The sequence below is a fragment of the Variovorax sp. DAIF25 genome, from assembly GCF_050711835.1.
In the GTDB taxonomy this organism is placed as follows: domain Bacteria; phylum Pseudomonadota; class Gammaproteobacteria; order Burkholderiales; family Burkholderiaceae_C; genus Variovorax.
The window spans coordinates 4,599,500-4,624,456 of record NZ_CP136636.1 but is presented as its reverse complement, the minus strand read 5'-3'; the positions used below and the strand labels follow the sequence as shown (position 1 = coordinate 4,624,456).

23 protein-coding genes are annotated in these 24,957 nt (G+C 71.4%); 10 read left to right on the top strand and 13 right to left on the bottom strand.

Annotated features, from left to right (window positions below):
• Positions 1-94 precede the first annotated feature (94 nt).
• The 5 genes from R0232_RS21420 to mmsB are packed head-to-tail and all read left to right on the top strand — an operon-like array spanning position 95 to position 5,247.
• Complete coding sequence (locus R0232_RS21420; RefSeq protein WP_208510962.1) at positions 95-1,618, top strand: CoA-acylating methylmalonate-semialdehyde dehydrogenase; 1,524 nt, start codon at positions 95-97, stop codon at positions 1,616-1,618.
• Positions 1,619-1,650: 32 nt separating this feature from the next.
• Positions 1,651-2,013 (top strand): lysozyme inhibitor LprI family protein, encoded by a 363-nt coding sequence (locus R0232_RS21415; RefSeq protein ID WP_431509338.1) that lies wholly within the window; start codon positions 1,651-1,653, stop codon positions 2,011-2,013.
• Entirely contained in the window at positions 2,010-3,164 is a 1,155-nt protein-coding gene (locus tag R0232_RS21410) for an acyl-CoA dehydrogenase family protein (RefSeq protein WP_093344745.1), read from the top strand. The genes R0232_RS21415 and R0232_RS21410 overlap by 4 nt, the downstream gene beginning before the upstream one ends.
• 28 nt (positions 3,165-3,192) lie before the next feature.
• On the top strand, positions 3,193-4,308 hold the full coding sequence (locus R0232_RS21405) for an enoyl-CoA hydratase/isomerase family protein (protein WP_431509337.1): 1,116 nt from the start codon (positions 3,193-3,195) through the stop codon (positions 4,306-4,308).
• A 45-nt stretch (positions 4,309-4,353) separates the two neighbouring features.
• The gene (gene mmsB / locus R0232_RS21400) at positions 4,354-5,247 is read left to right on the top strand and encodes a 3-hydroxyisobutyrate dehydrogenase (protein WP_431509336.1); all 894 of its coding nucleotides are present in this window, start codon (positions 4,354-4,356) and stop codon (positions 5,245-5,247) included.
• 30 nt (positions 5,248-5,277) lie between these two features.
• Here the strand turns inward: mmsB and R0232_RS21395 are convergent, their stop codons facing one another.
• Positions 5,278-5,448, bottom strand: a complete 171-nt coding sequence (locus R0232_RS21395; protein WP_172705438.1) for a hypothetical protein — start codon at positions 5,446-5,448, stop codon at positions 5,278-5,280.
• Positions 5,449-5,599: 151 nt separating this feature from the next.
• On the opposite strand from R0232_RS21395, the gene R0232_RS21390 reads away from it, so the two are divergent.
• Positions 5,600-6,931 carry a lytic murein transglycosylase gene (locus tag R0232_RS21390; RefSeq protein WP_431509335.1) on the top strand — a complete coding sequence of 444 codons (1,332 nt, stop codon included), beginning with the start codon at positions 5,600-5,602 and terminating at the stop codon, positions 6,929-6,931.
• A gap of 23 nt (positions 6,932-6,954) precedes the next feature.
• On the opposite strand, the gene R0232_RS21385 is transcribed toward R0232_RS21390, so the two are convergent.
• Positions 6,955-8,037 carry a S1C family serine protease gene (locus R0232_RS21385; RefSeq protein ID WP_431509334.1) on the bottom strand — a complete coding sequence of 361 codons (1,083 nt, stop codon included), beginning with the start codon at positions 8,035-8,037 and terminating at the stop codon, positions 6,955-6,957.
• 173 nt (positions 8,038-8,210) lie between these two features.
• Here R0232_RS21385 and R0232_RS21380 point away from each other — a divergent pair, with 173 nt between their 5' ends.
• The 3 genes from R0232_RS21380 to R0232_RS21370 all read left to right on the top strand — a co-directional run bounded on the left by R0232_RS21380 (position 8,211) and on the right by R0232_RS21370 (position 11,532).
• Positions 8,211-9,071, top strand: coding sequence for a hypothetical protein (locus R0232_RS21380; protein ID WP_431509333.1), 861 nt, complete (start codon positions 8,211-8,213; stop codon positions 9,069-9,071).
• 201 nt (positions 9,072-9,272) lie between these two features.
• Positions 9,273-9,614, top strand: coding sequence for a hypothetical protein (locus R0232_RS21375; protein ID WP_057595065.1), 342 nt, complete (start codon positions 9,273-9,275; stop codon positions 9,612-9,614).
• Between the two features lie 163 nt (positions 9,615-9,777).
• A complete protein-coding gene (locus R0232_RS21370; protein WP_431509332.1) occupies positions 9,778-11,532 on the top strand; it encodes a dipeptidase in 1,755 nt (584 codons plus the stop codon).
• Here R0232_RS21370 and R0232_RS21365 read toward each other — a convergent pair.
• From R0232_RS21365 to R0232_RS21330, 8 genes are all read right to left on the bottom strand, one after another.
• Complete coding sequence (locus tag R0232_RS21365) at positions 11,486-11,965, bottom strand: MerR family DNA-binding protein (protein ID WP_431509331.1); 480 nt, start codon at positions 11,963-11,965, stop codon at positions 11,486-11,488. The two genes, R0232_RS21370 and R0232_RS21365, sit on opposite strands and share 47 nt — an antisense overlap.
• A 90-nt stretch (positions 11,966-12,055) precedes the next feature.
• Complete coding sequence (locus R0232_RS21360) at positions 12,056-12,370, bottom strand: chaperone modulator CbpM (protein WP_057595067.1); 315 nt, start codon at positions 12,368-12,370, stop codon at positions 12,056-12,058.
• 1 nt (position 12,371) lies between these two features.
• A complete protein-coding gene (locus tag R0232_RS21355) occupies positions 12,372-13,334 on the bottom strand; it encodes a DnaJ C-terminal domain-containing protein (protein WP_431509330.1) in 963 nt (320 codons plus the stop codon).
• Between the two features lie 50 nt (positions 13,335-13,384).
• Positions 13,385-14,041, bottom strand: coding sequence for a histidine phosphatase family protein (locus R0232_RS21350; protein ID WP_296782035.1), 657 nt, complete (start codon positions 14,039-14,041; stop codon positions 13,385-13,387).
• A gap of 56 nt (positions 14,042-14,097) precedes the next feature.
• Complete coding sequence (locus R0232_RS21345; RefSeq protein ID WP_431509329.1) at positions 14,098-16,485, bottom strand: penicillin acylase family protein; 2,388 nt, start codon at positions 16,483-16,485, stop codon at positions 14,098-14,100.
• A 110-nt stretch (positions 16,486-16,595) separates the two neighbouring features.
• Positions 16,596-17,177, bottom strand: coding sequence for a glutathione S-transferase family protein (locus R0232_RS21340; protein WP_431509328.1), 582 nt, complete (start codon positions 17,175-17,177; stop codon positions 16,596-16,598).
• Positions 17,178-17,205: 28 nt separating this feature from the next.
• Positions 17,206-17,838 (bottom strand): CDP-alcohol phosphatidyltransferase family protein, encoded by a 633-nt coding sequence (locus R0232_RS21335; RefSeq protein WP_093344709.1) that lies wholly within the window; start codon positions 17,836-17,838, stop codon positions 17,206-17,208.
• Between the two features lie 93 nt (positions 17,839-17,931).
• Positions 17,932-18,921 (bottom strand): helix-turn-helix transcriptional regulator, encoded by a 990-nt coding sequence (locus R0232_RS21330; RefSeq protein ID WP_431509327.1) that lies wholly within the window; start codon positions 18,919-18,921, stop codon positions 17,932-17,934.
• 88 nt (positions 18,922-19,009) lie between these two features.
• On the opposite strand from R0232_RS21330, the gene fauA reads away from it, so the two are divergent.
• Positions 19,010-21,202 (top strand): TonB-dependent alcaligin siderophore receptor FauA, encoded by a 2,193-nt coding sequence (gene fauA, locus R0232_RS21325; RefSeq protein ID WP_431509326.1) that lies wholly within the window; start codon positions 19,010-19,012, stop codon positions 21,200-21,202.
• Positions 21,203-21,215: 13 nt separating this feature from the next.
• On the opposite strand, the gene R0232_RS21320 is transcribed toward fauA, so the two are convergent.
• The 3 genes from R0232_RS21320 to R0232_RS21310 form a co-directional block, all read right to left on the bottom strand.
• The gene (locus R0232_RS21320) at positions 21,216-21,953 is read right to left on the bottom strand and encodes a glutamine amidotransferase (RefSeq protein ID WP_431509325.1); all 738 of its coding nucleotides are present in this window, start codon (positions 21,951-21,953) and stop codon (positions 21,216-21,218) included.
• Positions 21,954-21,973: 20 nt separating this feature from the next.
• Positions 21,974-22,750 (bottom strand): DeoR/GlpR family DNA-binding transcription regulator, encoded by a 777-nt coding sequence (locus R0232_RS21315; protein ID WP_093344701.1) that lies wholly within the window; start codon positions 22,748-22,750, stop codon positions 21,974-21,976.
• An 87-nt stretch (positions 22,751-22,837) separates the two neighbouring features.
• Positions 22,838-24,952, bottom strand: a complete 2,115-nt coding sequence (locus R0232_RS21310; protein ID WP_431509324.1) for a phosphocholine-specific phospholipase C — start codon at positions 24,950-24,952, stop codon at positions 22,838-22,840.
• Positions 24,953-24,957 lie beyond the last annotated feature (5 nt).

Genomic DNA, 24,957 nt, shown 5'->3' with positions numbered 1-24,957 from the left:
CAGCGCAATTTTGTCTATTGTCATAGCAAAACTGCAAAGCTACGATGCCCGCTGTTCCGCCGCCTTCGGCACCGCATTCACAGGAGACAAGCACATGGACGCCAGCACCCAGCCCTCGACCCAGATCGCCACCGTCAAGCTCTTGATCGGCGGCAAGTTCGTCGAGTCGAAGACCACCGAATGGCGCGACATCGTCAACCCGGCCACGCAGCAGGTGCTGGCCCGCGTGCCCTTCGCCACGCAGGATGAACTCGACGCCGCCGTCGCTTCGGCCAAGGACGCCTTCAAGACCTGGCGCAAGACACCGCTCGGCGCGCGTGCGCGCATCTTCCTCAAGTACCAGCAGCTGATCCGCGAGAACATGGCCGAGCTGGCCGCGATCCTCACGGCCGAGCAGGGCAAGACCCTGCCCGATGCCGAGGGCGACGTGTTCCGCGGCCTCGAGGTGGTCGAGCACGCCTCGAACATCGGCAACCTGCAGCTCGGCGAGCTGGCCAACAACGTGGCCAACGGCGTCGACACCTACACCCTGCTGCAGCCGCTGGGCGTGTGCGCGGGCATCACGCCGTTCAACTTCCCGGCCATGATCCCGCTGTGGATGTTCCCGATGGCCATCGTCACCGGCAACACCTTCGTGCTCAAGCCCTCCGAGCAGGACCCGATGGTCACGATGCGCCTGTGCGAGCTCGCCCTCGAGGCCGGCATCCCGGCCGGCGTGCTCAACGTGGTCCATGGCGGCGAGGCCGTGGTCAACGGCATCTGCGACCACAAGGACATCAAGGCGATCAGCTTCGTCGGCTCGACCAAGGTCGGCACCCACGTCTACAACCGCGCCACCCTGGCCGGCAAGCGCGTGCAATGCATGATGGGCGCGAAGAACCACGCCATCGTGATGCCCGACGCCAACAAGGAACAGACGCTCAACGCGCTGGCCGGCGCGAGCTTCGGCGCCGCGGGCCAACGCTGCATGGCGGTGTCGGTGGCGGTGCTGGTGGGCGACGCGCGCAAGTGGGTGCCCGAGTTGATCGAGAAGGCCAAGACCCTGAAGATCGGTGCCGGCACCGAGAAGGGCGTGGACGTGGGCCCGCTGGTCTCGTGCGCGGCGCACGACCGCGTCAGCAGCCTGATCGAGCGCGGCCTGGCCGACGGCGCCGAGCTCGTGCTCGACGGCCGCAAGCCCAGCGTGCCCGGCTACGAGAAGGGCAACTTCGTCGGCCCGACGATCTTCACCGGCGTGAAGCCCGGCATGACCATCTATGACCAGGAGATCTTCGGACCGGTGCTGTGCGTGGCCGACGCCGAGACCATCGACGAGGCCATCGAGCTGATCAACAGCAACCCGAACGGCAACGGCACCGCGATCTTCACGCAGTCGGGCGCCGCGGCGCGCCGCTTCCAGGAAGACATCGACGTGGGCCAGGTCGGCATCAACGTGCCGATCCCGGTGCCGGTCCCGATGTTCTCGTTCACCGGTTCGCGCGCCTCCAAGCTCGGCGACCTGGGCCCGTACGGCAAGCAGGTCATCATGTTCTACACCCAGACCAAGACCGTGACGGCACGCTGGTTCGACGACAGCACCGTCTCGCACGGCGTCAACACCACCATCAGCCTCAAGTGAGGAAGCGCCTTCGCGTCGCGGCCTGGGGCGCGGTGGCGACGCTCGCGCTGCTCGCCGGCGGCGCGCGGGCGGCCGCCGGCGCCGGCGCGGACGACTGCGATCCCAACGGGAACCAGCAGCAGATGAACGCCTGCGCGGCGCGCGATTTCCGCGCCGCCGATGCGGCGCTCAACATCCGCTATGGCGAGGTGATGAAGACGCTGTCGCCGCAGATGCGCACCGCGCTGCGCAACGAGCAGCGCGCCTGGCTCAAGGGCCGCGACCCGGCCTGCAAGCGCGCCTCGAAGGCCAACGAGGGCGGCTCCATGTGGCCGCTGGTATTCAATTCATGCCTGGAGAAATCGACCCGGAAACGGACCGCCGAACTGGATCGCTGGAAGGGTCGCGAACAATGAACTTCGAACTGTCCGAAGAGCAGAACGCCTTTGCGCAGAGCGCGCGCGATTTCGCGCAGGCCGAATTCGCGCCGCATGCGGCGCAGTGGGACGCCGAGGCCTTCTTTCCGAAGGAGGCCATCGCCAAGGCCGGCGAGCTGGGCTTCTGCGGCCTCTACGCGCCCGAGCGCATCGGCGGCCTCGGCCTGCCGCGGCTCGATGCGGCGCTGGTGTTCGAGGAGATGGCCGCGGTCGACCCCTCGACCACGGCCTTCATCACCATCCACAACATGGCGACCTGGATGCTCGGCACCTGGGCCACCGATGCGGTGGCGCAGCAATGGGGCGAGGACCTCACGAGCGGACGCAAGCTGGCCTCGTACTGCCTCACCGAGCCCGGCGCCGGCTCGGACGCGGGCTCGCTCAAGACGCGCGCCGAGCTGCAGGGCGCCGAGTACGTGATCAACGGCGGCAAGGCCTTCATCTCGGGCGCCGGTTCCACCGACGTGCTGGTGCTGATGGCGCGCACCGGCGGCGCGGGCGCCAGCGGCATCTCGGCCTTCGCGGTGCCGGCCGACGCGCCCGGCGTGAGCTACGGCAAGAAGGAACACAAGATGGGCTGGAACAGCCAGCCCACGCGCACCATCAATTTCGACAATGTGCGCATCCCGGCCGAGAACCTGCTGGGCAAGGAAGGCGAGGGCTTCCGCATCGCGATGAAGGGGCTCGACGGCGGGCGCATCAACATCGCGACCTGCTCGGTGGGTGCGGCGCAGGGCGCGCTCGACGCGGCGCGCCGCTACCTGCACGAGCGCCAGCAGTTCGGCAAGCCGATCGCGAGCTTCCAGGCGCTGCAGTTCAAGCTGGCCGACATGGCGACCGAGCTGGTGGCTGCGCGCCAGATGGTGCGGCTGGCCGCGAGCAAGCTCGACGCCGGCCACGCCGACGCCAGCACCTACTGCGCGATGGCCAAGCGCTTCGCGACCGATGCGGGCTTCAATGTCTGCAACGACGCGCTGCAACTGCACGGCGGCTACGGCTACCTCAGCGAGTTCCCGCTCGAGCGGCTGGTGCGCGACACCCGCGTGCACCAGATCCTCGAGGGCACCAACGAGATCATGCGCGTGATCGTTGCGCGAAAATTGCTGGAAGGGGACAGCGATATCCGCTGACGCCCCGTATCCGGAACCCCTCAAGACAATGACCGACTCCGTAGTTCTCTTCGACGAAATCAAGACCGCCGGCGGCCAGCGCTTCGGCGTCGCCACGCTCAACGCACCCGCCTCGCTCAACGCGCTGTCGGTGGACATGGTGCGCCTGCTCACGCCCAAGCTGCGCGCATGGGCGAAGGACGACGGCATCGTCGGCGTGCTGCTGCAGGCCGCGGGCGAGAAGGCCTTCTGCGCCGGCGGCGACCTGCGCCAGCTCCACCAGACGCTGCTCGAATGCGGCCCCGAGCGCAACACCTACGCCGAGGACTTCTTCCGCGAGGAGTATGAGCTCGACCACCTGATCCACACCTTCCCGAAGCCCTTCCTCTGCTGGGGCCACGGCATCGTGATGGGCGGCGGCGTGGGCCTGATGTCGGGCTGCTCGCACCGCGTGGTGACCGCGCAGAGCCGCATCGCCATGCCCGAGATCAGCATCGGCCTGTACCCCGACGTGGGCGGCAGCTGGTTCCTGCGCCGCACGCCGGGCCGCACCGGCCTGTTCCTCGCGCTCACGGCCGCGAACCTCAACGCCGCCGACGCGATCTTCTGCGGCCTGGCCGACGTGCTGGTGCCGCAGGAGCACAAGGGCCAGGTGCTCGAGGCCATCGCCGCCGCCACCTGGGCCGGCGAGGGCAAGGCCGACCGCGCCACGCTGTCGCGCATCCTGGCCAAGGCCGGCGAGGGCGCCGAACTGCCGGCCTCGAAGGTGCGCGAGCACTACGACACCATCAACGCGCTGATGGCCGGCGACGACCTTCTCGACATCGCGCAGCGCCTGCGCGCGCTGCAGAGCGACGACGCCTGGCTGCAGGGCGCCGCCAAGACCTTCATGAAGGGCGCGCCGAGCTCGGCCGCATTGAGCTTCGAGCTCTGGCAGCGCGTGCACCGCATGTCGCTGGCCGAGGTGTTCCGCCTCGAGTACTGGGCCTCGCTGGGCTTCTGCGCGCACAAGGACTTCGCCGAGGGCATCCGCGCGGTGCTGATCGACAAGGACCGCAACCCCCAGTGGTCGCCCGCGAGCATCGAGGAGATCACCCAGGCCTTCATCGACGACCACCTGCGCCCGCGCGGCGAGATGCCGGCGGAGCTGGCATCGCTGGTCTGATTCCATCCAGACGACAGACAGACACACAGACAACGGAGACGACACATGAAGATCGCATTCATCGGCCTCGGCAACATGGGCGGCCCGATGGCCCTCAACCTGCTCAAGGCCGGCCACACGCTCAGCGCCTTCGACCTCTCGGCCGACGCCTGCCAGAAGTTCGCGGGCGAGGGCCTGCCGATCGCGAAGTCGGCGGCCGAAAGCGTGGCCGATGCCGAGGTCGTGATCAGCATGCTGCCGGCCAGCGCGCACGTCGAGGGCCTGTTCCTCGGCGGCGCGGGCAAGCCTGGCCTGCTCGAGAGCATCCAGGCCGGCGCGCTCGTGATCGACAGCAGCACCGTCGCCGCCGCCACCTCGCGCAAGGTGGCCGAGGCCGCCGCCGCCAAGGGCATCGCGATGATCGATGCGCCGGTGTCGGGCGGCACGGGCGGTGCGATCGCGGGCACGCTGACCTTCATGGTCGGCGGCGAGACGAAGGACCTCGAGCGCGCGCGGCCGGTGCTCGAGAAGATGGGCGCCAACATCTTCCACGCGGGCGCCGCGGGCGCGGGCCAGACCGCCAAGATCTGCAACAACATGCTGCTCGGCATCCTGATGATCGGCACATCGGAGGCGCTCGCGCTCGGCGTGGCTAACGGGCTCGATCCCAAGGTGCTGTCGGAGATCATGCGCCGCAGCTCGGGCGGCAACTGGGCGCTCGAGAAGTACAACCCGATGCCCGGCGTGATGGAGACCGCGCCGGCCTCGAAGAACTACGCGGGCGGCTTCGGCACCGACCTGATGCTCAAGGACCTGGGCCTGGCGCAGGAGAACGCGACCGCGGTGCGCGCCTCGACGCCGCTCGGCGGGATCGCGCGCAACCTCTATGCCGCGCACAGCCTCGCGGGGCATGGCGCGCTCGATTTCTCGAGCGTGCTGAAGCTGTTCCAGAAGCCCTGAGCCGGCGCGGCTCGATGAAGGACAGCGGCCTCAGTGCCGCTGTTTGCGCTTGTGGGCGGTCTTCTCGGCTTTCTCGAAGGCTTCGTCGCTGGGCGCGCCCTCGCTGCCCGGCTTGCGCATGTGCTCGCCGCTGCCGTGCTTGATGCGCTCCTGCTTGGCGTGGATGTTGGCGTAGAGGCCCTTGGTCTTTCGGGTCGGCATCGCTGGCTCCTTGCGTTGGATCTGTCAGCGTGGTCACCGTGCATGGGCCACCCGGCGCGCGCAGGCCGCGTCGCGGCGTAGGACAACTCGCGCGGCACGTCGTTGCAGCAGCCGGGCGCGGGGCCTTTGCGCGCATCGTCAGAATGGGGGCATGCCTCATGCCACTTCACGTCTACCGCATCGCCTGTCGTACCGCGCATCGGCGAGCCTGCTGCTCGCCGCCTTCGTCGCAGGCTGCGCCGCGCCGCCCGCGCGCACGCAGACCCAGCCCGCACCCGCCGCGCCACGCACCGCCGCGCCCGCGCCCGCGCCCGCGCCCGTTGCGCCGGTCGCACCCGCTGCCGACGATGCCCGCATCCAGCAGGACTTCGAACGCTGGGTCGCGCAGTTCCGCACCCAGGCGCGCGCGGCCGGCGTCGACGAGGCCACCTTGCACAGCGCCTTCGACGGCGCGAGCTACCTGCCGCAGGTGGTGGAGCGCGACCGCAGCCAGGCCGAGTTCGTGCGCGCGGTCTGGGACTACCTCGACACGGCCGTCTCGGCCCAGCGCGTGACGCGCGGCCAGGAACGGCTGCAGGCGCTGCGGCCCCAGCTCGATGCCGTGGCCGCGCGCTACGGCGTGCCGGGCGAGATCGTGGTCGCGATCTGGGGCATGGAGAGCAATTACGGCGCCAACTACGGCGACATCTCGACCATCGACGCGCTCGCCACGCTGGGCTTCGAGGGCCGGCGTGCCGGCTGGGCGCGCGAGCAGCTGATGGCGGCGCTCAAGATCCTGCAGCGCGGCGACATCCCGCGCGACCGCATGATCGGCTCCTGGGCCGGTGCGATGGGCCAGACGCAGTTCCTGCCGACCGTGTTCCTCGCGCATGCGGTCGATGCCGACGGCGACGGCCGGCGCGACATCTGGGACAGCATGGCCGACGTCACGGCCTCGACCGCGAACTTCCTCCAGCACTCGGGCTGGCAGGCCGGCCAGCCCTGGGGCGTGGAGGTGTGGCTGCCGCCGGGCTTCGACCTCGCGCGCGCCGATGGGCAGCAACGCCAGTCCGCGAGCCAATGGGCGGCCGAGGGCGTGCGTGCCATGGACGAGGGCACGCCGCTGCCCGCGCTGGCCGATGCCTCGATCCTGCTGCCGGCCGGCGCGCGCGGGCCGGCCTTCCTGGTCGGGCCGAACTTCCGCACCATCCTGCGCTACAACAACGCGACCAGCTATGCGCTGGGCGTGGGCCTGCTGGCGCAGCGCCTCGCGGGCGGGCCCGGCGTGCGCGCCGACTGGCCGCGCGACCTGCAGCCGCTGTCGCGCGCCGAGACCATCGCGCTGCAGCAGGCGCTCAATGCGCGCGGCTTCGGCGCGGGCGCGGCCGACGGGCTGCTCGGCCCGGCCACGCGCGATGCGATCCGGCGCTGGCAGCGCAGCGTGGGCGAGCCGGCCGACGGCTATCCGACCGTGCAGCTGCTGCAGCGCCTCGCCACGCCCTAGCGCTCATTCGCGTTCGTTTGCGCTCATTCGTCGGAGGTCGCGAGCGTGGCCTTCTGGCGCCGCGTCGCGCCCGCGCGCCACAGCGTGAGCTCGACCGCGTCGCCGGGCTGCAGGCGCTCGAGCACGGTCAGCACGTCGTCGGCACTCGTGACGGCCGCGCCGTCGATCGCGGTGATCACGTCGCCCGGCACGATGCCGCGCTCGCCGCGCGCGAAGGCCCGCAGGCCCGCGCGCGCGGCCGGGCTGTCGGGCTGCACGCGCAGGATCGCCACGCCGCGCGGCAGGTCGAGCGCGCTGTTGAGTTCCTTGGGCGCGTAGGTCAGGCCCAGCGCGGGCCGCACGAAGCGGCCGTCGCGGATCAGCCGCGGCACGATGCGGTTGACCTCGTCCACGGGAATCGAGAAGCCGATGCCCGCGCTCGCGCCCGAGGGGCTGAAGATGGCGGTGTTGACCCCGATCAGCCGGCCCGCCGAATCGAGCAGCGGGCCGCCCGAGTTGCCGGGGTTGATCGCGGCATCGGTCTGGATCGCGCCGCGGATGGTGCGCCGGTTGACCGAATCGATCTCGCGGTTGAGCGCGCTCACGATGCCGGTGGTCAGCGTCTGGTCGAGCCCGAAGGGATTGCCGATGGCGTAGACCTTCTGGCCCACCTGCAGGTCGGCGCTGGTGCCCAGCGGCAGCGGCCGCAGCTTGGCCGCGGGCGCATCGATGCGCAGCACCGCGAGGTCGCGGTCGGGGAACACGCCCACCAGCTGCGCGCGGTAGCTGCTCTGGTCGGCCAGCGTGACGCGCGCGGCGGCCGCGTTCTGGATCACGTGGTAGTTGGTGACGACGTGGCCCTGCGTGTCCCAGACGAAGCCGGTGCCCGTGCCCTGCGGCACCTGCTGCACGTTGAGCGAGAACAGGCCGCGCTCCAGCCCGATCGAGGTGATGTTGACCACCGCGGGCGAGGCGGCCTTGAACACGGCGATGTTGTTCTGCTCGTCGGCCCCGAGCGCGCCGCGCGCGGCGATCGGGCGCGGCGCGGCCTCGGCGCGCGGCTGGGCATGGCCGGGGAGGGCGAGCAGGGTGGACAGCAGGAGCGGGAGGAGGAAGAGGGTTCGCATGGCGCGGTGGGCATTGAGCGGGAGCGGGGCGGACTTTAGCGGGCCGCGGTGACCGGCGATGGATTGCGACCCTCGCGGCGGCGTTCGGTTCTGCGCGCGGCGCGATTTTTCCGGCGCGCCCGGCTGGCGCTCGTCCGACGCGGCCCGACCGGGTGGGCGCCAATAATCGCGCCATGCTGTCGTTCCTTCGCTCCCGTTGCCTGGCCGCCCTGGCCCTCGGCCTCTCGCTCTCGCTGCTGCTGGCCGCCGCGCCCGCGGCGGCCCAGGACCGCGCGCAGGCGCTGCTGCAGTTCGAGGGCGTGCCGGCGCGCTACCAGGCCGCCTACGCACCCGGCGCCGTGGCGCGCGGCGCGAAGCAGCAGCTCGATCCGGCCGACGAGGCCATCGCGGGCGGCGCGCTCAAGGCGCTCGATGCCGCCTCGGCCCATGCCTTCGACGCCCATGCCGCGCTGGCCGCGGTGCAGACGGCCGTGGCGGCGGCCGGGCAGGGCGGCGCGGCGCCGTCGCCCGCGGTGCTGGCCGCGGTCGCGCACCTCGCGAAGGTCCGCGCCGACTATGGCGCGATGGACGACGCGGCGCGCGCCGACTTCATCAAGCGCCAGCAGGCCAACCCGCCGGGGCCGGCGCGCACCGGGCTGCTCGATCGCATGGCGGTGGCCGAGCTGCGCGAGGTCGACTTCTCGAGCGAGCTGCTGATGAGCGCCGTGGTCAAGCAGCTGGCGCGCGGCAACGCGGCCCAGTTCACCTCGCTGCCCGAGGCCACGCTCGAGGGCGCCATCGACTCGCTGTGGTCGCGCGGCGTGACCTCGACGCGCCAGCGCAACCTGCTGACGGTCGCGCGCGAGCTCGAGCGGCAGCTCACGCTGGTCTGGCTGTCGGCGCTCGGCGACGAGGAGATCGCCGCGCTGGCCGCCTGGCGCGGCGATGCGCAGGCCGATGGCGAGCGCGAGGCGCTGGTCGGCGGCTACCGCGCCGAGGTCAAGGCCGGCGATACGCGCGCGATCCGCGCGGTGCTGCGCGCCTGGCCTCGCTAGGCGGAAGGTATTCGGCGCGCGGGCGGAAAGCCCGGCGATTCGGCGCCGAATGTAGCTATTTGGGCGTCGTCGTCCGAAAGTTCCCCGCCATTGTTTCAATTTCGTGAACACCGTGATTCATTAGAGCAAGGGTTTTCCCTTGTTTCCTGAGGCAAACTTCGCGTCCACCCAAAAGAAGACCATCCAAGGAAAGACACTCGTATGAAGACCTCGAACATCCTCGCTGCCGCCGCCCTGTCGCTGATCGCCGTTGCCGGCGCCCACGCGGAAACCTATGAAGGCGTGCATTCGGTGACCTCCGGCTACAGCCGCGCCGACGTGGCGCCCCAGGCCGCCGCCGCTGCCCGCGAAGGCAACATCTACGCCGACGGCGCGACCGCCAACCTGGCACCCGTCGTGGCCGGCAACACCGACCGCGCCGTGGTCCGTGGCGAAGCCGTGGCAGCCGCCCACGCTCCCGGCCAGAACCTGCGCCGCGAATCGTTCCCGGGCAGCGTGATCCCCGCGCAAGCCCGCACGCTGACGCGTCAAGCCGGCCTGTGAGGCCGGGCGGCGCAAGCCGCTTCTGTTGAAGAGAATTGGTTAGGGAAACCGGGCCACGCGACGAGCGTGGCCCGGTTTTTCGTTGGGGCGCGCGTCGCGAGGCTGCTTGTGACGTGGGCTCGGCTATCGTCGGCGGATGTATCTGCCACGAGGGAGCTCCTCCATGCCATCGCGTCTTTCCCGCCTTTCGCTGCCCGCCCTGTCCCTCGGCTGCGCCGTGCTCGCCCTCGGCGGCACGGCCTTCGCCGACACGCTCAAGAAGCCCGCCCTCGACCAGCTCGCCGCGCGCTGGCAGGCCGGCCAGACCGCGAAGGACTTCAATGCCTTCCTGGCCCAGGCCGTCGCCGCGAACCCGGCCAACAAGGAACTGGCCACCGCCGTGTCCGCGTATGGCCAGCGCCAGCCGCTCGCGGGCGATGCGCTGGTCGACATCGCGCGCCTGCTCGGCCTGTACAACCGGCTGCAGAACCAACAGGCGGCGATCGCGAGCATCGGTGCCATGGTCGCGATCCCGACCGTGCGCAACGTGCAGGTGCCGCCGCACGAGAGCCCCGCGATCCTCGACTTCGGCCGGCTGGTCGAGAAGATGGCGAAGGACTTCGGCCTGGCCTGGCGCAACGTCGACAACCGCATCTTCGAGGTCAGCCTCGAGGGCCGCGGCAGCGAGGAGTTCGGCATCCTCACGCATGCCGACGTGGTGCCCGCGGTGCTGTCCGAATGGGTGCTCGACGACGGCACCCGGCTCGATCCCTTCACCATGACCCGCGTGGGCGACTTCCTCTACGGCCGCGGCACCATCGACGACAAGGGCTCGATCGCCGCCGTGCTCTATGCGATGAAGGCGGTCAAGGACAGCGGCCTGCCGCTCGAGCGCGGCATCCGCCTGATGATCGAGACCACCGAGGAGACCGGTGGCGACGCGATGCTCTACTACCGCAACAAGACTGCGCTGCCGGCCTACAACATCGTGCTCGACAGCAAGTACCCGGCGGTGGTGGCCGAGAAGGGCTCGGGCGCGCTCAAGGTGTTCTTCCCCGCGCAGCCCGCCGACCCCGCGGCCACCACCATCGTCGCGATGGCCGGTGCCGCCTCGGCCAATGCGATCGCGCAGACCGCCACCGCCACGCTCAAGGGCGGCGACCTCGGCGCGGCCGCCGCGACGCTCGAGGCCGCGAAGGCCGCCTTCCTGCGCAAGTACGAAGCCCAGGGCGGCAAGTTCGCGATCGACATCGCGCGCGGCACTGACAGCATCGAGCTCAAGGTGACCGGCGTCTCGGCCCACGGCTCGCGGCCCGAGGAGGGCGTGAACCCGGTGCCGCGCCTCGCGCTGTTCCTCAAGGAGTCGGGCCTGGCGCTCGCGCCCAACGGCTTTCGCCAGGCCGTCGACTACCTCGATGCGCTCTATGGCACCGGCTACCTCGGCGAGAAGCTGGGCCTGGGCTATGCCGACGACTTCATGGGCCCGCTGACCTTCTCGCCGAACCTGCTGCGCGCGGGCGCCGACGGCCGCGTAGAGGTCACGGTCAACGTGCGCATGCCGCGCGGCCGCACGCCCGACGAACTCAAGGCCCAGGTCACCGCGAAGGTGCAGGCCTGGGCCGATGCCGCCAAGGTCTGGCACGAGATCCAGTACGACCAGGGCAACTGGATGGCGCGCGACCCCAAGGGCGCGTGGCTCTCGACGCTGCTGAACATCTATGGCGACACCACCGGGCTGGAGGCCAAGCCCGTGCCCACGGCCGGCAGCACCACCGCCAAGCTGATGCCCAACGCGATCAACTTCGGCCCCGCGATGCCCGGCAAGAAATACACCGCGCACAACGCCAAGGAATACAAGGAAGTGCTCGACCTCGACGCGGACATGCAGATGTTCACCGAGATGCTGGTGCGGATCGGCAATCTGCCGCAGATGCAGTAGCGGCAAAGCCCCGGAGCTCGACCAGCTCGTCGAGGATCGGACACGCCGGCCGGTGGTCGCCCCGGCACAGGTCCGCGAGCCGTTCGAGCACGCGCTTCGTCGCCTGCAGTTCCTCGATGCGCGAATCGAGCGCTTCGGCGCGGCACAGCGTGAGGCGCTTGACCTCGGCGCTCGTGCGTTCCTCGTCGCGCCACAGCGCCACCAGCCGTTCGATCTCGTCCATGGCGAAGCCCAGCGCCAGCGCACGGCGCGCGAAGCGCAGCACGGCGACGTGGGCGTGCGTGTAGCGGGGCTCGGTGGCGGCGATCAGGCCGCGCGCCTCGCACTGGCTCAGCAGCCGTTGCGAAACGCCGGCGCGCGCGAGCGCGGCCTCGAGGTCGAACCGCGGCGCGGTGTCGACGTGGACGGGCGATGGAAGGGTGCGAAGGGTCATGCGGCCTCCTGTGGAAGAGGCCCGAAGTCTTCGGTCTCGCACGGTGTCAAGGTCAAGCCGCGGCGCGGCTTTTCCTTGCGGCGCGTGGGCCTATCGCAGGCCGTGCGCCTGCAGCACCGTCTTGAGCCTGCGCACCTCGTGCTGCAGGTCGAGGATCAGCGCCGCGGCATCGAGGCCGACGCCGAAGTCGCGCTCGAGCCGCCGTGCCTCCAGCGCGTGCTGCAGGTCGGCGCTCGAGAAGCGCCAGCGCTCGGGCTGCGCCTCCTCGGTCTCGATGCGCACGATGCCGACCTCGACCAGTTGCACGACCCAGGCGGTGTCGGCACCGCAGGCATGCGCGAGTTCGCTCGCGGCCAGCGGATGCAGTTGGCCGACGGCGGTGGTGGTGATGGAAACGGTCGCCATCTCAGACTCCCAGGTGCTGGCGTGGGTTGAACGAGGCCGAGGCCTGCGCGAGCGCCTCGTAGGCGCTGCGCGCGGCCTCGCTGTCGGCGGGCGGCAGCGCGATGTCGAGCAGCAGGTAGAGGTCGCCGGGCGTCTTGCCCGCGAGGCCGCGGCCCTTGAGGCGCAGCTTGAGGCCGCTCTTGGCCTGCTTCGGCACGGTGACCTCGACCGCGCCGCCACCGGGCAGCGGCACCTCGACCTGCGCGCCGAGCGCGGCCTCGGTGGGCGTGACCGGCAGGGTCATGTAGAGGTCGCGCGCCTCGACGCGGTAGAGCTGGTGCGGCGCGATGCGGACCTCGAGGTAGAGGTCGCCGGCCGGCTCGCCGCCATGGCCCGGCAGGCCCTGGCCCGCGAGGCGGATGAACTGGCCCGGATGCACGCCGGGCGGGATCTTCACGCTCAGGGTGCGCGTTTCCCAGCGCGGCTGGCCCTGCGCGTCGAGCACCTGCGAGCGCAGGCTGATCTCGCGCTCGGCGCCGCCGATGGCGTCTTCCAGCGTGATCTCGATCGCGGCGTGGTGGTCCTCGCCGCGCGCGCGGAAGTTCTGCCGCGCGGCGCCGCGGCGCTCGGCCTCGCCGAACATCGAGGAGAAGAACTCGCTGAAGTCGGCATGGTCGGCCGGGCCCTGGCGCGGTCCGCGGTGGAACTCGAAGCCGGCGTCCCAGCCCGGCGGCGGCTGGAAGTCGCCGTCGGGGCGGCCGCCGCGCGCCACGCGGTCGGCCAGGGCGTCGTAGGCGGCGCGCTTCTCCTTGTCGCCGAGCACGTCCTTGGCTTCGTTGATGTCGCGCATGCGCTGCTCGGCGTCGGGCTCCTTGCTGACGTCGGGGTGGTACTTGCGCGCGAGCTTGCGGTAGGCCTTGCGCACCTCGTCGTCCGACGCGGTGCGCTCGATGCCCAGGGCGCTGTAGTAGTCCTTGAATTCCATGGTCTTGGTGTGGGGTGTGGGGACGGCTCGCGCGCGGCGCTCGGAGAACCCTAGGCCAGCGCGGCGTCGCCGTCGGCATGCCGCAGCAGCGGCGTCACGGCCCATGTGGGGCCGCTGCGGTCGAAACGCAATGGCTGCGCGTTGCCCAGCAGCCCCAGGTCGACCGGCACGCCCAGCAGCGCGGCCAGCGCATAGAGCGTGCCGCCGTGCGCCACCACCAGCACCGGCGCGGGCTGGGCCAGGGCCTCGGCCAGCGCGGCGCGCTTGCGCGCGACGAACTGGGCCAGGGTCTCGCCGCCCTCGGGCTCGCAGGCCCAGTCGATGTTGGCCGAGGAGGTGCCGATCAGCGCGCCGAAGTTGCGCTCGCGCAGCACCGCCTGCGCCGTGGGCACCAGCTTGAGCGCGCTGCCCACGGCGTGCGCGGTGTCGAAGGCGCGCCGCGCATCGGAGCAGACGATGGTGCGGATCGGCTCGCCCGCCAGCAGTTCGGCCGCGCGCGCGGCCTGCTGCAGGCCGAGTTCGCTCAGCGGCTCGTCGGTGGCCTGGAAGATGCGCTGCGCGTTGCGGCCGGTCTGACCGTGGCGCAGGAAGTAGAAGTGGTCGCAGGCCGGCGCCAGCGGCTGGGCGGCGGCGAGGGCGATCAGCTGGTCGAGGCCCGAGGGCCGGTGGCCGGAGGCGGAAGGAGTGGCGGCAGTGGTTTGGGACATGGCGTCGATTCTGCGCAATCCATGTGTCGCAGCGGCGGGCTCGGGTTTGCTCGATCTCAGTAGGCGAACTGCAGCGGCCGCCCTTCGCGCTGCGCCTCGACGTCCGCGCGGTGGAAGGGCAGCGCGTGCCACTGCTTGGCCGCGAACAGCGGCAACTGGTCGTAGGCGCGCGGCGAGGCGAGGTCGCTGCTCTGGCCGTAGGTCAGCAGGCCCTGCGCCACCGGCCCGCGCTCGTCGAAGCCCACCACCTGGATGTAGCTGCTGCCGTAGTTGACCTGGTAGCCCTTCGGGTCGATCAGCGACTGGCCCTGCGACTCGAGCTTGTTGAGCACGCCCTCGAACTCGTCGCCGCCATGCAGCGCGATGCGCTGGCCGCGCACCTCGCGCGACTGCGGCACGCCCAGCGGCACGTCGGCCGCGAAGCCCGCGGTGCGCAGGATGCCGACCGCCTCGCCCAGGGCCTTGAAGACCGCGGCGCGGGTGGCGGGCGCGGCCATGTCGAGGCCAGCCGGCGTGGTCACGGGCTGCGCCGGATCGAAGGGCAGGCGCCAGACCTTCGGGATGTCCTTGGCCTTGCGCCAGAACTCGCGGAACAGCGCCGCGCCCTTCGCATCGGCGTTGCTGGTGCGGTCCCAGGCCGCGAGCACGCGGCAGCCCAGTGCCTGGTCGACGTCGAGCGCGCCGCCGGCGGCCGCGCAGGCCGCCTGCAGGTCGTCCATCACCAGCAGGCCCGCGAGGTTGCGGTCGCGGAAGATCACGCTGCGCAGCTCGGCCGCGCCCATGCGGTTGCCGGGCAGGCCGTCGGCGCCCGCGAGCCGGCCTTCGATCTCGAGGATGCCGCTGCGCGTGCGCAGCCGCTGCGGCACGCCCACCGGCCCGACCAGCGGCGACACGCCCGCCATCGGCGCGATGCGCGGGTTGCTGAGCCAGTAGCTGTCGTTGCTGTTCTGCACCCAGTCGGGCGTGACCACGACCGGCATGCGCACGGGCGCGATGAGGCCCGGCGACGCGGCCGTGGCATCGCGCTGCCAGGCACAGGCGGCGCGCGAGCCGTCGAGCACCGCGAGGCCGGCCGCGTTGAGCAGCGCCGCGGCGCCCGGCGAGGGCGCGCAGGCGCGCAGCTGCTCGGCCGAGACGTCGGGCACCACCGAGAGGTCGGCGTACATCGCGTTGCCGTCGCGGTCGGCCGCGATGGTGTTGATCCACGGCATGCCCTGGTTGCCCATCGCGGCGCGCAGCTCGGCCACGTTGCGCGCCTGTGCCATGCGCATCCAGGACTCGGCCGAGCGCACGTTGAGCGTGTTGGCGTCGCGGATCGCATAGGCGCGCTGCGCGGTCCAGCCCAGGCCGGCCTTGGGCAGCGCGATCAGCGGGCCCCATTCGCTCTCGTAGAAGGTGTGCTGCAGCGCCGGCGCGCCCTCGCTCGCCGGCAGGCTCACGGTGCGCGCCGTCATGCGGCGGCGCTGGCCGTCGACGATGTAGACGGTCGGGTCGGCCGGATCGAGCTGCAACTCGTAGAGCGTGAAGCGCTTGCCGGTCGACACGGTGTGGGTCCAGGCCACGTCCTTGTTGAAGCCGATCGCCACCACCGGGCTCAGGCCGCCGGTGGCGCCCATCACGTCGACGCGGCCGGGGATCGTCAGGTGCAGCTGCCAGAAGCGGTTGGTGCCGGTCCACGGGAAGTGCGGGTTGCCCAGGAGCAGGCCGCGGCCGTCGGGCGTGGCGTTGCGCCCGAAGGCCCAGCCGTTGGAGCCGAGCTCGCCACCCTCGGGGTTGGCGTTGAAGCTGTGGCGGCCGATCTCGGCCACGGCCTGGTCGAGCGGCACCGGCGCCGCGCCGGTGCGCGCGCCCGGCGCGGGCGGCACCGCCTCCAGCACCGCGCCCGCGAGCGCGCCCAGGCCGCCCTGGATCATCGATTGCTCGGTGGCGCGCGCCAGGTCGGCCGCCGTCATCGGCCGCACCCAGGGCTTGCCGCGGCAGGCCGCGGGCAGGCCGTTGGGGCCGGCGTCCTGCAGGTAGCGGTTGTAGCCGGCCACGTAGCCGCGCATCATGGTCTGTACCTCGGTGCCGGTGGTGGCGCCGGCGCGCGCGAGCGCGGCATCGTCCATGTGGTAGCGCACGAACAGGTCGATCTGCGCGTTGGGCATCAGGCCCAGGCCGAAGGCGCCGCGCTCCTGTGCGCCGAAGAAGCGCGAGCGCTCGCCGCGCATCGTCACCAGGTGCTCGGCGGTCTGGCAGACGTTGTCCTGCGCATGCGCGTAGGCGGCGCCGAAGGCCAGGCCTTCGTAGTCGGGCGCGGTGACGTGGGCGATGCCGTAGGTGGTGCGCTCGATCGTGACCGCGCGCCCCGAGGGTGGCGGGGCGCTGGCGCAGCCCGCGAGGAGCAGGGCGGCGGCGAGCAGGGAAAGGGGAAGGGTGGCTGCCTGTCTCTTGGTGTTGTGCATGGTGGTGCGGCGCGAAGCCTTCGTTGGAAAACAGCGGGGGACCGAGCGTAGGCCCGCCTCTGCCGCGCCACCTGTCGCCGGCGCGGCAGCCGGCGCCGGAACGTCTCGCTTCAGCCGAAGCGCATGCCCTTCGGGCGTGCCTGCAGCCGCTCGACGTAGGCGTCGATCCGGGGCCGGTTGGAACGGCCGCCGAAGGCGCGCAGGTAGATGAACATCGAGCCGATCATCACGTCGGCCGCGGTGAACTGCGCGCCGAACAGGTAGGGACCGTCGCCGAGCTCGCGCTCGACCGCGTCCTTGGCCTCCTCGAAGTCGGTCCAGCCGCGCGCGCTGTTGTTGCTGCGCAGCTTGAGCATGCTGTCGCCCATCGCGGGCTCGAGCTGCGCGGTCGAATAGACCATCAGCGACAGGAAGCGGCCGCGCTCGGGCGTGCCCACGGGCGGGGCCAGCTTCTTCGCGGGGTACTTCTCGGCGATGTAGAGGCAGATGGCCGCGTTCTCGAACAGCCGCGTGCGGCCGTCGACCAGCGCGGGCAGCTTGCCGGCCGGGTTGATCTTGCGGAACTCGGGCGTCTTGTGCGCCTTCTCGCGCAGCAGCGTGGGCACGATCTCGTAGTCCACGCCGGCCTCGTCGAGCATCCACTTGGCGACCTGCGCGCGGCTGTGCGGGTCGAAATACAGCTTCATGGTCATGAGGGTGTCTTCCTGGGGTTTGTCTGGCTCAGAACTTCGGGATGCGCAGCGTCTTGCTGATCATCAGCGTGCCCGAGAGCGCGAACAGCAGCGCCATCGGATGCAGCTGCCACGGGCCCACGCTCCAGGCGCCGCCCCACAGCGCGTCGCCCAGGCGGCCCTGCGAGGCGGCCCACGCGAGCACGCCGACCAGCACCACGCTGGTGGGGATCGGCGTGCCCTCGAAGTACTTGACCTTGTCGCCACCGGCCGAGAGCGATTCGGCCGTGACGTTGAAGCGCGCGAGCCGGCTCACGCCGCAGCAGACGAAGTAGACCAGCGCCACGCAGTCCCAGCCGCCGTCGAGCCCGGCCGCGAAGCCCAGCGCGGCCGGCGCCACGCCGAAGGAGATGATGTCGGCCAGCGAATCGAGCTCGCGCCCGAGCGCCGAATGGGTCTGGCGCCAGCGCGCGATGCGGCCGTCGAACACGTCGAACACGAAGGCCGCGGGCGCGAGCGCGGCGGCCCAGTAGAAATGGGTGAGCGACTGGCTCGCCATGTAGGCCATCGCGAGGAACACGCCGCCCACGCCGCAGGCCGCGTTGCCGAGCGTGAACACGTCGGCAAGGTGGAAGCCGCGGATCATCGAGAAGTGCTTGCGCACGGGAGCGGGGCGGTTCATGGAGCCTTCTGGAACTGCGGAAATGCGCCGAACCTTAACCGAAGCGCCGGGGCCCCGATGTAGTCGCGCTCCGACGCGCGGGCGCGGACGGCGTCAGCGGCGTTCGCGGCCGCTCGGCGCCACGCCGAAGCGCTTGCGGAAGGCGGTCGCGAAGTTCGTCGCGTGGCGGTAGCCCACGAGCTGCGCGGCCTCCTGCACGCTCAGGCCCTGCGCCAGCCGTTCGCGCGCGAGCGCCATGCGGCGCTCGTGCAGCCATTCGAAGACCGAGCACTGGTAGGCGGCGCGGAACTTCAGGCGCAGCGTGCTCTGGCTCATGCAGGCGAGGCGGGCCAGCGCCTCGAGCGTGTGATGTTCCTCGGGCGCGTCGTGCAGCCGTGCGCGCACGCGCTCGAGCAGCTGGCGCTCGCGCGACGACGGCAACGGTGGCGCCGCGGGTGCTGCATCGGCCAGCGCATGCGCGAGCAGCTGCAGGCCCACGCCCTGGCACAGCAGCGCCTGCAGCGGGCCCTGCCACTGGCCGCCGAGCACCTGCTCGATGGCCTGCACGAGGTGCGGCGGCACCGCCCAGTGGCGCGGTCGCCCGGCCGGCGAGCGCAGCGCGGCGGCGATCAGCTCGTCGAGCTGCGCGTCGCCGGTGCCGAGCGGCGCGGCGGCCGACACGTTGATGCTGCGCAGCCGCTGGCGCGCCGGGTGGATGCCGGTCATCGACAGCCCGTCGCCATAGGCGGCGCTGAGGCCGCCGTGCGTGCGCATCGGCACGCTGTCGCCGCGGCCCAGCGCGGCCTGCGCCTGGCCCTGCAGCACCACGATGGCCGAGAACCGGGGGCTCGCCTGCGAGGTGGCTTCGTAGTGGTGGTGCACCACGATGTCGGAGGCGGCCAGCGTCAGGCCGGGGCCCAGCGCATGCGTCTCGACGCGGCCCTCGGCGATGCACAGCGCCTCGGGGTCGCGCGGTACGCCCGACACGTAGGGCAGGCGATAGCGGAAGCCCGCGTCGCGGCCGAGCCGGTCGAAGTCGGCGGCGCTGAAGCGGCGCGGCGAAACGCCGGGCGCGAGGGGCGCTTCGCTTTCGGCGCCCGGCATACGTTTGCCGCGCTTCGGCATAGGTCGGTGCATCGCCAGATAGTAACAATTCTCATTTGTCGTTAAACCCTTTGTCCTCACCGCCGCCATGCCGACTGCCTTCCGTTCTACCGCGCCGTTCCGGCGTCATTCCCTGAGCCTCCTGTTCGGCGCGGCGCTGCCTTCGATGTCCGCGCTGGCGCAGGCACCCGATGCCGGATCGGGCGCCGCGCTGCCCGCCATCGAGGTGACCGGCACGGCCGTCACGCCCACCACCGAGGGCACGCAGTCGTACACCACGAAGGCCGTGCACACCGCGACCGGCCTGCAGCTCTCGCCGCGCGAGACGCCGCAATCGGTCAGCGTGGTCACGCGCCAGATCGTCGAGGACCAGGGCCTGCAGACCACCGGCGACATGCTGAACAGCGTCACCGGCATCTCGATCACGCGCAGCGACGCCAACCGGCTTTCGGTGTCGGCGCGCGGCTTCGCGATCGACAGCTACCAGTTCGACGGCCTCGTGAGCCCGGTGCTGTCGCCCTGGTCCTTCGGCGAGAGCAACCTCGACACCGCCATCTACGACCGGCTCGAGGTGGTGCGCGGCGCCACCGGCCTGATGACCGGCGCGGGCAACCCGTCGGCCGCGATCAACTTCGTGCGCAAGCGGCCGCTGCGCGAGTTCGCGGCCTCGGCCGGCGTGTCGGTGGGCAGCTGGAATTTCCGGCGCGCCGAGGTCGACATCTCGGCGCCGCTCACGCAGGACGGGCGCATCCGCTCGCGCCTGGTGGCGGCCCATTCGGACGGCGACAGCTACACAACCTTTCTCGGCAACCGCTCGAACACCTTCTACGGCGTGCTCAGCGCCGACCTGACGCCGGCCACCGAACTCACGCTGGGCTTGAGCAAGCAGGACACCATGACGCGCGGCTTCGGCGCCGGCTTCCCGCTGTTCTACACCGATGGCCGGCGTACCGACTTCGACCGCTCCGTGGCCAGCAACACGACATGGACCCGGGCCGAGACCGACACCACCACCGCCTTTCTCGACCTCACGCACCGCTTCGCCAACCGCTGGACCGCGCGCCTGGCCTACAGCCACGCCAGCACCGACATAATGATGAAGCACCTCTACCGCGGCGGCGCGGTCAATGCCTTCACCGGCGCGATGAGCGTGGCGCCTTCGTACATCCACTACGACGGCGAACTGAAGCGCCGCGCCGCCCATGCCACGCTCGGCGGTCCGTTCCGCCTGCTGGGCCGCGACCACGAGTTCTCGCTCGGCTGGATGCGCTTCGACGACCGGCTCGACCTGCCGCAGTACCGCGCGCTGAACCAGCCGCCGATCGGCAGCTTCTTCGACTGGCGCGTCGACCGCATCGCCGAGCCGCTGTGGTCGAGCGTGCCCTCGCAGGCCGACACCATGCGCGCGCGCCAGGACGGCGCCTATGCCGTGGGGCGCTTCTCGCTGGCCGACCCGCTGCACCTGATCGTGGGCGCGCGCGTGAGCAACTGGAAGACCGACCAGAACTACTTCGGCGCGATCCGCAGGTACGAGCACCGCGACCGCATCACGCCCTACGCGGGCCTGCTCTACGACATCGACGACACCTACACGGCCTACGCCAGCTACACCAGCATCTTCAAGCCGCAGAACAACCGCGACGCGGCCGGCGAGATCCTCGACCCGGTGACCGGCAAGAGCTTCGAGTTCGGCCTCAAGGCCGCGTATGCGGACGGCCGGCTCAACGGCGCCTTCGCGCTGTTCCAGACGCGCCAGGACAACCTGGCCGAAGCCATCGCCGGCCAGACCGCGGGCGGCGTGCCCAACACCCAGGCCTACCGCGCGGTGGCCGGCGCGAAGGTGGAGGGCGTGGACCTCGAGCTCAGCGGCGAGATCGCGCGCGGCTGGAACCTCGCCGCGGGCTACACGCACTTCCGTGCCCGCGCCGCGAACGGCACGCCGATCAACACCGGGCATCCGCGCAGCCAGCTCAAGATCTTCAGCAGCTACCGGCTGCCGGGCGACTGGAGCGCGCTGACCGTGGGCGCGGGCGTGAACTGGCAGGGCCGCGCCTACGAGACCGTCATGGCGCCGCCGGTCAACCGCTCCACCGTGGTCGCGCAGTCGGGCTATGCGCTGGTGAGCCTGATGGCGCGCTACGAGATCCGCAAGAACGTCTCGGCGACCCTGAACATCAACAACCTGACCGACCGCAAGTACTACTCGCAGGTGGCCTTCTTCAACCAGGGCTGGTACGGGTCGCCGCGCAACGCGACGCTGTCGCTGCGCGTGCAGTACTGAGGCGCGACCAGGCTCAGAGGCCCTGGCGCGCCTCGGCGATGCGCGCGAAGCGGCCGAGCAGTTGCGCGGAATCGCCGGTGGCCTGCACGCGCTCGCGCAGCGCCTCGGGGTCGAGCCCGGCCGTCTTCAGCGGGCCGGCCAGGCGATCGATGTAGTCGCGCATCGCGTGGGCATCGAACTCGGGATGGAACTGCACGCCCCAGGCGCTGTCGCCGACGCGGAAGGCATGCACCGGGTCGTGCGCGCTGCCGGCCAGCCGCACCGCGCCCTCGGGCAGGCGCAGCGCGCTCTGCCAGTGCACAGCATGGGCCGCGAAGCGTGCCGGCAGGCCGCCCAGCAGCGGGTCGGCGGCGGCGGCCTCCTCGAGCACGACGCTGACCGTGCCGATCTCCGGGCCACGCGGATGGTCGCCGGCCTCGCCGCCGAGCGCATGCGCGAGCAGCTGGTGGCCATAGCAGATGCCGAGCACCGGCGTGCCCTGCGCCACGGCGCGCGCGAGCCAGCCGGCGGTGTGTTCGCTCCAGTCCTCGCGGTGCGACACCATCGCATGCGAGCCGGTCAGCACCGCGCCCGCGATGGCGGCGGGATCGGGCAGCGTGTCGCCGCGCCGCGGATCGATCACGGCGATGGGCAGCGTGTCGCTGGCCAGGCCGTCGGCGATCCAGTGCTCGAAGTCGCCGTGCGTCTCGCGCAGGGCGTCGAAGGTGTCGCCGAGCTTGACGATGACCAGGGGACGGGAGTGGATTTCCATCCCGCGATGATGCCAAAGCCTCAGGCCAGCACCACGCGCTCGCAGGCCCGGCGCAGGGCCGGCAGCGCCGGCATGTCGCGCGAGGCGGCATCGGTGACGACCACGTCGATGTCGGCGCTGCGCGCATAGGTGACGCGGCTGGCCTGGCCGATCTTGGCGTGGTCGGCCAGGATCACGAGCTGCTGTGCCTGCTCGGCCATGGCGCGCGCGATCGCCGCCTCGTGGTGCTCGAAGCTCATCGCGCCGTGCTTGGGATGCATCGCCACCGGCGACAGCAGCGCCACGTCGGCGCGGTAGCGGCGAATCTCCTCGACCGTGCCGGCGCCGCAGGTGGCCTGGGTCTTGACGTCGATCTCGCCGCCGAGCAGCACGGTGCGCCCGCCGGTGTCGCGGCCCTCGGCCGCGCCCGCGAGCTTGAGCGCGATGCTCAGCGAGTTGGTGATGACCGTCATGCCGCTGAGCGTGGCCAGCGCCTCGGCCAGCAGCGCGGTGGTGCTGCCGGTGTCGAGGAACACGGTCTGGCCCGGCTCGAGCAGCGCGATCGCGGCCTTGGCGATGGCGCGCTTCTCGCGCTGCCGCGCCACCAGCCGCACCGCCAGCGGCGGCTCGGGTTCCGCGCCCGTGGCCACGGCACCGCCATGCACCCGCCGCAGCTCGCCCAGGCCCTCGAGCTCGAGCAGGTCGCGGCGCACGGTTTCGCGCGAGACCGCGAGGTCCTGCATGATCCGCTCGACGCTCAGGCGCGAGAAGGTGGCCAGCAGGCTGCGGATGCGCAGGAATCGTTCTTCTTGGAGCATGGGATGCCGATGGGAGAGGGAGCGATGGCGCCGGTGGCGGACCGGCGCCATTCATTGTGCGGGAGGCGTGCGGGCGGCGCGTGACGCTCAGCCCGCCTGGCCCATCGCCGGATCGCTGATGCCGTGGCTGCCGTTCTCCACGCGGCCCGCGAAGCGGCGCAGGTAGCTGGTGCCGTCGTCCACGTTGGCCGTCACGCTGAAGTCGTACCAGTGCTTCGCGGGCGCCAGGTCCCACTTCTGCACGACCACCTGCCCCGGCGCGAGCGCGAAGGACCAGGGGCCGTCGGTGCGGTAGGCATTCGGCGCCACCGTGACGGTGCAGCTGATGTTGCCGAGGTTGTGCATCTCCAGGTGCACGTCGCCGTTGGCGGCGTCGTAGCAGACGCGCACCTCGGGCAGCGCCGTGCCGCCCGCGAGCGCGGCCGGCAGCTTGCCGCCGAAGCGCCGGAAGTAGCCGTTGGGGCCGAACACCGAGAGGTCGTAGCGCCCGCCGGCCGCCACCGCCCAGGCGTCGTTGAGCAGCTTGCCGGGCTCCACCGTGTAGCGGCGCGGCACCTTGTCGAGCGCGAGATGGTCGTAGACATGGAACACCGCGCCCGCGTCGCCGGTGTTGCCGAACACCAGCCAGAACTTCTGCTGCGCCACGTCGGGCCGGCCGCTGGTGTGCAGCTCGTAGGGCAGGGCGCGCGAGTAGCGCACGCCGGTGGCCTGCTGGGGCAGGGTGCCGGTGCCGGGCGCGGGCGCGACCGGGGTGGGCAGCAGCAGCTGCTTCGCGATGGCATCGTCGGCCGCCTTGCCGTCGATGTGCGGCAGCGCGGGCAGCGCCGCATTGGGCGTGGCGAAGTCGAAGCAGGTGCTGAGGTCGCCCGCGACCGCGCGCCGCCAGGGGCTGATGTTGGGCTCCATCACGCCGAAACGCGTCTCGAGGAAGCGCACCACCGAGGTGTGGTCGGCCACCTGCGAGTTGACCCAGCCGCCGCGGCTCCAGGGCGACACCACGTACATCGGCACGCGCCAGCCCATGCCGAAGGGCGACCCGCGGTAGGGTGCCTTGAGGTCGTTGCGCTCGCCCAGCGTCGACACCGTGCTCATGCCGGCCTCGCTGCCGTCGGCGTTCAGCGAGGGGATCGAGGGCGGCGGCATGTGGTCGAAGTAGCCGTCGTTCTCGTCGAACATGATGAACAGCACGGTCTGGCTCCAGACCGCGGGATCGGCGGTGAGGGCGTTCAGCACGCGCTCGGTGTATTCGGCGCCCCACAGCGGCGACGAGGGGCCGGGATGCTCCGAGTACTTCTCGGGCGCCACGATCCAGCTCACCTGCGGCAGGCGGCCGGCCTTCACGTCGTCGGCCAGGGCGTCGATCGAGCGCGTCGACAGGCCGCGCGCCTTGAGCGAGCGCTGCGCCTCGGTCGGCTCGGCCGCGTAGTAGGCCTTGCGGAAGCTGGTGAAGCCTTCGAGCGGGTTGTCGGTGTAGTTGTCGGCCATGTCCTGGTAGATCTGCCAGCTCACGCCGGCCTGTTCCAGGCGCTCGGGGTAGGTGGTCCAGTCGTAGCCGGGCGCGTTGGCGAGGTCGTCGTTCGAGTTGTCGATCGCGGGGCCGCCGCCCTGTCCCAGCGGGTCGTTGGTGCCACTCCAGAGGAACAGGCGGTTCGAGTTGGTGCCGGTGAGTTCGCTGCAGTGGTAGGCGTCGCACAAGGTGAAGGCATCGGCCAGCGCGAACTGGTAGGCGATGTCGCTCTGCGTGTAGTAGCCGAGCGCGCGCGCCGTCTTGGCCGCCACCCACTGGTTCATGCGCCCGCCGTTCCAGGCCTGCTGGCCGTCGGACCAGCTGTGGGCCATGCCGGTGGTGCGCTGCGCGCTGGTGGCGGTGGTGTCGTAGCGGAAGGGCACGCAGGTGCCGCTGCCCGTGGTCGGCGGCTGCTGCCACACCGGCTTGCCGTTGGACAGCGGCACCGGGAAGCGGTCGCCGAAGCCGCGCACGCCGCGCAGGGTGCCGAAGTAATGGTCGAAGGAGCGGTTCTCCTGCATGAAGATCACGACGTGCTTGACGTCGCTGATGGTGCCGGTCTCGCGCGTGGCGGGAATCGCCAGCGCGCGGCGGATGCCGGGCGGCAGCATGCCGAGCGCGGCGGCCGCGCCCGCGGTGGTGGCGGCGCCGCGCAGGAAGCCGCGGCGGGAAGGGGATGCTTGCTTGTCGCTCATGGTGT

Coding starts and splice junctions, on each gene's coding strand:
- R0232_RS21420 (WP_208510962.1), top strand. CDS start 95: ATGGACGCCAGCACCCAGCCCTCGACCCAGATCGCCACCGTCAAGCTC.
- R0232_RS21410 (WP_093344745.1), top strand. CDS start 2,010: ATGAACTTCGAACTGTCCGAAGAGCAGAACGCCTTTGCGCAGAGCGCG.
- R0232_RS21405 (WP_431509337.1), top strand. CDS start 3,193: ATGACCGACTCCGTAGTTCTCTTCGACGAAATCAAGACCGCCGGCGGC.
- mmsB (WP_431509336.1), top strand. CDS start 4,354: ATGAAGATCGCATTCATCGGCCTCGGCAACATGGGCGGCCCGATGGCC.
- R0232_RS21395 (WP_172705438.1), bottom strand. CDS start 5,448: ATGCCGACCCGAAAGACCAAGGGCCTCTACGCCAACATCCACGCCAAG.
- R0232_RS21390 (WP_431509335.1), top strand. CDS start 5,600: ATGCCTCATGCCACTTCACGTCTACCGCATCGCCTGTCGTACCGCGCA.
- R0232_RS21385 (WP_431509334.1), bottom strand. CDS start 8,037: ATGCGAACCCTCTTCCTCCTCCCGCTCCTGCTGTCCACCCTGCTCGCC.
- R0232_RS21380 (WP_431509333.1), top strand. CDS start 8,211: ATGCTGTCGTTCCTTCGCTCCCGTTGCCTGGCCGCCCTGGCCCTCGGC.
- R0232_RS21375 (WP_057595065.1), top strand. CDS start 9,273: ATGAAGACCTCGAACATCCTCGCTGCCGCCGCCCTGTCGCTGATCGCC.
- R0232_RS21370 (WP_431509332.1), top strand. CDS start 9,778: ATGCCATCGCGTCTTTCCCGCCTTTCGCTGCCCGCCCTGTCCCTCGGC.
- R0232_RS21365 (WP_431509331.1), bottom strand. CDS start 11,965: ATGACCCTTCGCACCCTTCCATCGCCCGTCCACGTCGACACCGCGCCG.
- R0232_RS21360 (WP_057595067.1), bottom strand. CDS start 12,370: ATGGCGACCGTTTCCATCACCACCACCGCCGTCGGCCAACTGCATCCG.
- R0232_RS21355 (WP_431509330.1), bottom strand. CDS start 13,334: ATGGAATTCAAGGACTACTACAGCGCCCTGGGCATCGAGCGCACCGCG.
- R0232_RS21350 (WP_296782035.1), bottom strand. CDS start 14,041: ATGTCCCAAACCACTGCCGCCACTCCTTCCGCCTCCGGCCACCGGCCC.
- R0232_RS21345 (WP_431509329.1), bottom strand. CDS start 16,485: ATGCACAACACCAAGAGACAGGCAGCCACCCTTCCCCTTTCCCTGCTC.
- R0232_RS21340 (WP_431509328.1), bottom strand. CDS start 17,177: ATGACCATGAAGCTGTATTTCGACCCGCACAGCCGCGCGCAGGTCGCC.
- R0232_RS21335 (WP_093344709.1), bottom strand. CDS start 17,838: ATGAACCGCCCCGCTCCCGTGCGCAAGCACTTCTCGATGATCCGCGGC.
- R0232_RS21330 (WP_431509327.1), bottom strand. CDS start 18,921: ATGCCGGGCGCCGAAAGCGAAGCGCCCCTCGCGCCCGGCGTTTCGCCG.
- fauA (WP_431509326.1), top strand. CDS start 19,010: ATGCCGACTGCCTTCCGTTCTACCGCGCCGTTCCGGCGTCATTCCCTG.
- R0232_RS21320 (WP_431509325.1), bottom strand. CDS start 21,953: ATGGAAATCCACTCCCGTCCCCTGGTCATCGTCAAGCTCGGCGACACC.
- R0232_RS21315 (WP_093344701.1), bottom strand. CDS start 22,750: ATGCTCCAAGAAGAACGATTCCTGCGCATCCGCAGCCTGCTGGCCACC.
- R0232_RS21310 (WP_431509324.1), bottom strand. CDS start 24,952: ATGAGCGACAAGCAAGCATCCCCTTCCCGCCGCGGCTTCCTGCGCGGC.